The 7391-nt window shown below is 62.2% G+C and carries 6 protein-coding genes; 4 read left to right on the top strand and 2 right to left on the bottom strand.

Annotated elements, in window-relative coordinates:
- Nucleotides 1-326 precede the first annotated feature (326 nt).
- Nucleotides 327-1520 (top strand): GGDEF domain-containing protein, encoded by a 1194-nt coding sequence (locus ACVOLV_RS03010; protein WP_481553073.1) that lies wholly within the window; start codon nt 327-329, stop codon nt 1518-1520.
- 220 nt (nt 1521-1740) lie between these two features.
- Nucleotides 1741-2550: a hypothetical protein gene (locus ACVOLV_RS03005; RefSeq protein ID WP_481553072.1), complete on the top strand. Its 810-nt coding sequence runs from the start codon at nt 1741-1743 to the stop codon at nt 2548-2550.
- Between the two features lie 177 nt (nt 2551-2727).
- Here the strand turns inward: ACVOLV_RS03005 and ACVOLV_RS03000 are convergent, their stop codons facing one another.
- Nucleotides 2728-3612, bottom strand: coding sequence for an REP-associated tyrosine transposase (locus ACVOLV_RS03000; RefSeq protein WP_481553071.1), 885 nt, complete (start codon nt 3610-3612; stop codon nt 2728-2730).
- Between the two features lie 28 nt (nt 3613-3640).
- On the opposite strand from ACVOLV_RS03000, the gene ACVOLV_RS02995 reads away from it, so the two are divergent.
- Both ACVOLV_RS02995 and ACVOLV_RS02990 read left to right on the top strand, forming a co-directional pair.
- Nucleotides 3641-4792: a YncE family protein gene (locus ACVOLV_RS02995; RefSeq protein ID WP_481553070.1), complete on the top strand. Its 1152-nt coding sequence runs from the start codon at nt 3641-3643 to the stop codon at nt 4790-4792.
- Between the two features lie 453 nt (nt 4793-5245).
- Nucleotides 5246-6211, top strand: coding sequence for a hypothetical protein (locus ACVOLV_RS02990; protein ID WP_481553069.1), 966 nt, complete (start codon nt 5246-5248; stop codon nt 6209-6211).
- A gap of 156 nt (nt 6212-6367) precedes the next feature.
- On the opposite strand, the gene ACVOLV_RS02985 is transcribed toward ACVOLV_RS02990, so the two are convergent.
- Entirely contained in the window at nt 6368-7333 is a 966-nt protein-coding gene (locus ACVOLV_RS02985; protein ID WP_481553068.1) for a hypothetical protein, read from the bottom strand.
- Nucleotides 7334-7391: the final 58 nt, after the last annotated feature.

Below are 7391 nucleotides of genomic sequence, written 5' to 3'. Positions count from 1 at the left end.
CTCCTCGCCACTATGTCCGCGTCACTCTTCGCGGTTCCCCCCCCCCGCGCCACCCTAACATCGGGGGTGGTTGGGGGTTTTTCTTTAACCCCCCCCCACCCCCACCCCGGTTTTGCCCCCGGCCAACGTAAGAGCCCCCGTAACCGTTTACATACCCCGTCCCGCCCGCCGCAAACCCCGTAACCCCAACCGAATTCGGTACGATACGCGCGGGGACAACGCGGTGCCGGGGGATCAGCGGCAGCGTTGCGAGTTCTTGTTTGGCATCCGTCGTTCCACATGGGGTGGACCAGCGCGCCTTCGCCTGCCTTTTTGTCGAACACCCAATGATCGCCACCCTCCTAGTCGGCATGCTCTGCGTTTACCTGCTGAGCTTCACCGTGATGTTCCTGCTCATCAGTCGTCGCCTGCAGGACGAGAAGATGGGCATGGACGTGTTCGGCGTGGGCAACCTGATGCTCGGCGGGGCCTATGTGCTGCAGCTGATGGAAGGTGCGCCGGGCTGGAGCTGGTTGAGCATGCTCAACCACACGCTCACGCTGTGCTCGCTGCTGGCGTATTGCGTGGGCGGGGCGCGGTTTTTTGGCCGCTCCACGCCGCTGGCGATGCCCTTGCTGTACCTGGCGGTGGGCTACAGCCTGCTGCAGATCCTGGTGAACTGGACGCTCGGCCCGGTGGCGCGCTACGTGCTGTTGGCCGGCACCTGTGCGGTGTCCTTCGTCGGCATGGTGGCGGTGCTGCTGTACGGCGTGCGCAGCTTCGCCAGGGACCTGCGCGGTGAGGTGCTGCTGTTTGCCGGTTTGATCAGCGGTATCTGCGTTCTGAACGTCATCAAGCTCAGCAAGCTGCTGTCCGGTGGCTTCGCGGCGCTGAGCATGGACGGTCAGTTCTCGATGATCTTCTATGTCTATATGTGCTCGCTGGCGACCATCCTGCCGCCATCGATCGTCTGGCTGGTGCTGCGCCGCCTGACCGACAGGCTGCGCGGTATTGCTGCCCATGATCCGCTTACTCAACTGCTCAACCGCCGTGGCCTGGGCACGGCGCTGGAAGCCTGCTTCCGGCGGCCGGCTACCACCGCGCGCTTACTACTGATCGACGTCGACCATTTCAAGCGCATCAACGACAACTACGGCCATCAGACCGGCGACGCGGTGCTCTGCGGCGTGGCCGAGGCCTTGCGTGCCTCGGTGCGCAAGGACGACCTGCTGTGCCGGCTGGGCGGCGAGGAGTTTGCCGCCATCTGCGTCGGCGCCAACGAAGCCTCGGCCTTGCGCGTGGCCGAGCGTGTACGCAGCAGCATCGAACGGGCAGTGATGCTGCAGGGCCCGCGCTACGAAGGCCTGCGCTGCACCGTCACCATCGGCGTCTCCGACAGCTTCTCCAGCGAAGCCGGCCTGGCCCACGCCATGCAACAAGCCGACGCCGCCCTCTACCGCGGCAAACACACCGGCCGCAACCGCGTAGAGCAAAACCGGGGTCAGAGTCGGGTTAATGCGGCGCTGGATACGGTGCATTAGTCGGCTGCGCCGGGGGCGGATAGCTGGCACGCTTGGGCCAAGCCGAATCACCCGGCGGTGGCTGAACATCAAGGAAAGTGGCATGCGGCTCTGGTTCGTACTTGCGTTGCACAGGTCATGGTTTGCTCAGCGTGCTGACATTCGCGCCTCGTTCGTACGTCGTCGCATCCGTTCTCCGTATTCGCTTCTCAGCTGTACAGATCCGGGGCACGCTGAAGCCTTGCGGCATCCGCGTCGCCATTGGATGGCCGGGGCGGCGCTGCTCCTGCTGCTTGGCCTGATCCTGCCGACGACCGCCACTGCGCAAGGGGAGGACCTGCCAACCCGCGTGGTGATCAGCTACCAGCACATGGGCTGGGACATGATCGAGGAGAGCTTCGTGCTCGAGCGGCTGGCCGGCAGGCAGGACTACACCCTGCAAGGCAGCTATGAGGACCGCAATGGCGGTCGCAAGCGCGTGCACCGTGACGTCGATGCCGCTGCGGCAACCGCCTTGGTTGAAGCGGTTCGGGAGCCAGCCTGGGATCGGGGACGTGGTGTTAGCGGTGTGGCCGCGCGCTACCGTCGCGGCCAGTTGATCCCGAGCGGGGACTGGGAAACCTTTCCGCCGAGTGGCTGCAGCAAGGCTGCGCAGCGCCTGGTCGGCGCCCAATACGTCAAGAACATAGGCGTGCGGGCACTGGTGGACGACCTGTACGGCAACGGCATCAGCTGGACCGATGACTATCCATTCGCGGTCATCCAATTGATCTGGGCCGACGGGCGGCGGCAGATATTGCACTCGAGATCGCAGAAAGCGCTGATGCTGCCTTGGAACCTTGACGAGCCAGGCTATGAGAGTGATTCAGCGAAGGAGAACTGGTCCATTCCAATCAGCGAGCATTTGAGAGCACTGTTGCCGGCGAACAGCTTTCTGCACGCGCGTCTTGATGGCGTGGATGCGATGGCTCGCAAAATCGGCTACGGGGTTGAACACGCAGTGCGGCTGCAGTGCAGGGCGGATCTCGAGAAGCGCGAAGCCAGGAAATAGAGGATCGGCTGGGACGCAGCGGGAGCGATGCGGAAACCTGACTCTGACCCCGGTTTTCACGGTTGTCAGCGGCTTTCAGCCAGCATCTCGGAGGAGCAAAAGCAAAACCGGGGTCAGAGTCAGGTATTCGCAGCTCGGCGAACTGACTAGCGCAAGGCCGCCAGTGCATTCGATGCGCTAGCGCGCCGCCCCCGCTTTCCGGGGCCGGCCACTCTTGCCGGGCGTCAAGCTGCGGCCGATTTGCACCTCGATCGCGGCCCGGAAGCGATCGTTGCCCATGGGCTGCTGGCGGTTGAGGTGGTCGCGGAAGCTCGCTGTGTCTTCGTCGCTCACATGTTGAACGAATTCGCGGTATGCCGCCTGTCGCTGCGTTTCACAGGCACCCAGCGCGACGTAGCAGACGTGGGCGTGTAGGGCCGGGTTCGCCACACCGAAGGCATTGTGCCGGTGACTTGACCACGGGTAATCGGCGGGTCGCTGCACCATTCCAGCGCGCACGGGATTCAACTCGATGTAGCGATAGCAACGCAGAAGGTGCTCGTCGTTCGCGATCAGGTGCGATTTGTAGCGGCCTTCCCACAGCGTGCCGGTACGCTCATACGCATCGTTGATGTAGCGGACATAGCGCCGGCCCAATGCCTGCATCAGCCCGCTGATCGCGCCGGATTCGCTGGGGGTCATCAGCAGGTGGACGTGGTTGGTCATCAATACATAGGCATGCACGCTGCATTCGCGTTCGATGCTGAGTGTGTGCAGATCCTGCAGGTAACGCATGCGGTCGATGTCGCGGAAGAAGCATGGTTGCCGGTCGTTGCCACGCTGAATCACGTGCTGGGTTACGCCTGGTGGATCGATTCGCGGTCGTCTTGCCATGTTGAACTCCAGTCGCTGTTCGTCTGCAACGCTAAGGCGACTGGTGTGGTGGATCGATCCGTGGAGTGGGCTGTTTGCTGTAAGAACCTGACTCTGACCCCGGTTTTGCTCTAACATGCCGCCACCAGCAAGCCATTCCGCATGATCTGCGGGCCCGCCGTTCGACAACGGCGCAGCGAGCCAGGACACCCTTCGTGCCCTATCAAGGAAGCTCGCAATGTCGAAATCCCCCCTGTTCCGTTCTGCTGCGCTTGCGCTGGCGGTCTCTCTTGCGGTAGTTGCGCCGGCTGCTTCGGCGACCTCGCCGGTTGCTGCAACCAGTAGCGCTACCACCAATGTGCAGCGCCAGGCCGTCGCCAAGGGCCTGTATGAGCTGGCTTACAGTCCCGCGCAGAACGCCGTTTTCGTCGCATCTTCGGGTGGCTTTGGTGATGCTGCCGGTCCGGCCCAGGTGCTGCGACTGGACCCCACCACGCTTACCGTGCAGCAGCGCATTCCGCTGGAGCGCAAGGGCTTCGGTGTGGTACTGGATGACACCAACAACCGTCTCTACGTCGGCAATACCGTCGATACCTCGGTGACGGTGGTCGATACCGCGCAGAACAAGCCCATCGGCACGGTACAGCTGATGGAGAAGGTCACAGGCAAGGATGGCAAGTCCTATTACAGCCACGATCTGCGTGAGCTGGTGGTGGATGCGCCCAACCATCGCCTGTATGTCACCGGTCATTCGCAGGAAGGCAGCGTGCTGTTTGTGGTCGATACGCAATCGCTGCGTTTGATCGACACCATTGAAGGGCTGGGCAAGGCCAAGGCGCCAGGTCTGGCGCTGGATGCCGCCGGCAAGCGCGTTTACACCAGCAATCTGCTCGGCGAGGTGGTCACTGTTGGCACCGACAGTGGCAAGGTCGAGCAGCGCCACCAGGTCAGTGCCGAGCAGCCGATGAACATCGCGCTCGATCCTGCGGGCACGCGCTTGTTCGTCACCGACCAGGGCCTGGAGATGATCCGCAAGTACCAGGGCAGCAGCATCGAAGGCTTTGTCTCGCGTCACCCGGGCAAGCGCGTGCTGGTATTGGACCGCAGCAGCGGCGCTGAACTGGCCAGCATCCCTACCGACGCTGGCCCGCTCGGCATCCTGCTGGATGCACCGCGCAAGCGCCTGTACGTGACCAACCGCGAAGCGGGCAGCGTCACCGCCTACGACAGCGACAGCTACCAGCAGGTGGCCAGCTGGTCGGTGCCATCCCACCCGAACAGCCTGGCGCTGGATACGAAGAACAACGTGCTGTACGTCAGCATCAAGAACGGCGAAGGCGACCCGAAGGGCGCAGAAGAAGCCGTTGCCCGCATCGACCTGGGCAGCTGAAACAACGCTATTTGCAGCGTCCACTGCTGCGTGGGCCGAGGCCAGCATGCTTGCTGCCTCGGCCCTTCTTTTGTGTGGTGGCCAGCGGCGGATCGCAGCTCCGTCGCATGCGAAGCGCGAGCACAGTGCCTGTATTCCAGCTAGCGGCGTGCGGCATGGCCGGCCAGTATTCCGCCAAGAGCGCGGGACCGCGCAGCTGCACGCACGATCGCGATCAGGGTTCAGCAGGGCGGAGGCTAATTGCATAGCACGGGATGCGAAGCGGCGCTGCTCGGGCCAAAATTTTGACGCGGTTGCGAGGGCGATTCGCTGCGCCTGGCGTGTATACGCTATGCATCACCGCCTATAGAATTCCGTTCGGGGAAATACCAGTCACCTTTGATCACGCCCGCCACGGCGCGGCGCCGGATGCCTGTTCCTCACTACATCCTTGTCGAAACGGAAGTCGAGTAAATGCAGATTCGTTTGTTGTCGCTGGCCCTGTTGGCGTTTGCCTGCGCGGATGCCCGTGCAGATGACGCTGCGGTTGAGAGCGTTGTCGCCCCTGAGCCCGCAGCCAAAGTAGAGCGCCCTGCGCGTATCCGTCTGTTCGGTCAGAACGGCGTGGGACTCACCATGTATACCAACGCGGTGTGCAAGAAGGAGTACGACGAAGAAATCGAAGCATCGGGCTCGCTCGGGAACTACTTCAAGACGCTGGTTCGCAAGAAGCCGGAAAATATTTCCATCGGCATGCCTGAGACCGACGACAGCCGCAACCTGGCCATGCGCGACAAGCTCTGGGCCAGCCCGTACTACGCCGAGCACGCCTTGGTGCCAGGTCAGCCGGTGTTGTTGCAGGCGAACATCGCCAGTGGTTCAGGATGGACCTGCAACCGCGGCCGCGGCATCGAGCTCGGCTTTGTGCCGGAACCCGGCGTGGACTACGAGGGCGACATGATCCGCGACTTCGAAGGTGGCAACTGCGGCATCGCCATCCGCCGGATAGCGGCGGACGGCACCACGACGCGCATGGTCGGCCAAATTCCACCCTCCAAATGTGAGGCCAGGCCCACGCGCACCCCGTCGCTGATGGTCATGCTGATGGACGCGGACAACCTGCAATATCGCCTTGCCGAAGAAGATGCTGGCATCGACGAGCTGGACAACGACGAAGACAGCCTCGAAGACCTGGAAGAGATGATCGCAGAAGCGCCCATCCCCGCGGCCACGGCGGTATGTATCGTCGCCAGCGCCGATAGCAGTGCCAGCGAGTTCGCCAAGAAGCTGCCCGCGCTGCTGGAAAAGCGTGGGGTGCAGTCGCAAGTGGTGCGGGTTGATGCAAATGCACTGAGCTCGGAGTGGGGCCTGACCGAACAGCAGCCGCTGGGCTTTGCATTGGCTGAGTACTACTGCGGGTCGATCAGCAAGCTGCGTTGATTGCATCACCGTGGAGCTCTGCGTCGAACAGGGGCAGCAAGCGCTGCCCCATGTGGCTGGTACCTTGTTTATTCGTTCCTCTTTCACGTTCATCGCGAGCAGCGTGCTGTGAAGGTGTAAGACCGCTCGCCCCCCAGTCTCCGGACGTGAGCGATCTTAGTGCACTCTGCAGTTGATGGTTCTGCCATCCCAACTGCAAAGCATGCGGTTTCGACGCTCGCTCGAACCGGTGATTGGAATGCCGTAGCGGCGCGCTGACTCCAGCCACCTTCCCAGGTTTCGACTGCCCTGGCTCCCCTCGCCGAAGTAGTAGTCGCCTACGTAACCAGGTGCCGTACTGGGTGCGGCGATGGTGGCGTCGGGGAACTTGTTTCCAAGGGCGTCCCGGCTCTCTCCTTCAACGTACTTTGCCTCGGTGACATTGTCGGTTGTCACCTTGTAGACGGTCCGTGATCCATCCCGCCAATGGACTACAACGACAATTGCACCGGCGCCGTGCTTCGAGGCCCATGAGAGCGCGAGTTCCTGGATCGAGAACGCAACGGAATTCCACGCAGCGTTTCCGGTACTCGCGCCTGCGAGGCCTTCGGCCAGATATTGCCCGAACCTGGTTCTTGCTGTCGACGACAGGACGACGTCGCTGGCGCTGTAGTCTTTATATGCATCTGGAAATGTGAAGCCGGTGGGGTTGGAGAGTTGTGGATTGTCGGGGTGTACGGTCACCACCAGCCCGCCCCTATCTTTGTCAGGCAGTGTTTGAGTGGGGACGTTTGCTGGCCGATGTTCGCCGTTGATGCCGTCCACTTTGTGTGATGTCGAGGACGGTGCCAGGGAGGCCGCATCCATGATGCGGTAGAACGCAGCCGAGACAGAGGTGGGTACCGCGGTGCGCATGGTTCGCCAGCGTCGGAGTTCTCGGTCGTACTCTACCTCGTAGGCCGTCATTTCGGCTCTCTCAAAGTCAACAACGACGGTGAGTCCATTACCCTTTGATATTGCCGCGCTTGCAGTTGAAGGGCAGCGATTGCACTCCACAACACCACCCGCGATGGTCGGTGGTGATAGTGATACTAACAGCAGTGCAAGGATCGCTTTGATGGCACTGGATGCTATCCCTCTCATGGTTGTCTTCCTTTGCGCGGTTGTGGTTGCAAGGAATTCTCGTGGAATTGGCTTTGGA

The sequence above is a fragment of the Stenotrophomonas sp. STEN023 genome, assembly GCF_056760135.1.
Note: the sequence above shows the minus strand (reverse complement) of the source record. Positions and strands in the feature narration are given on the sequence as shown.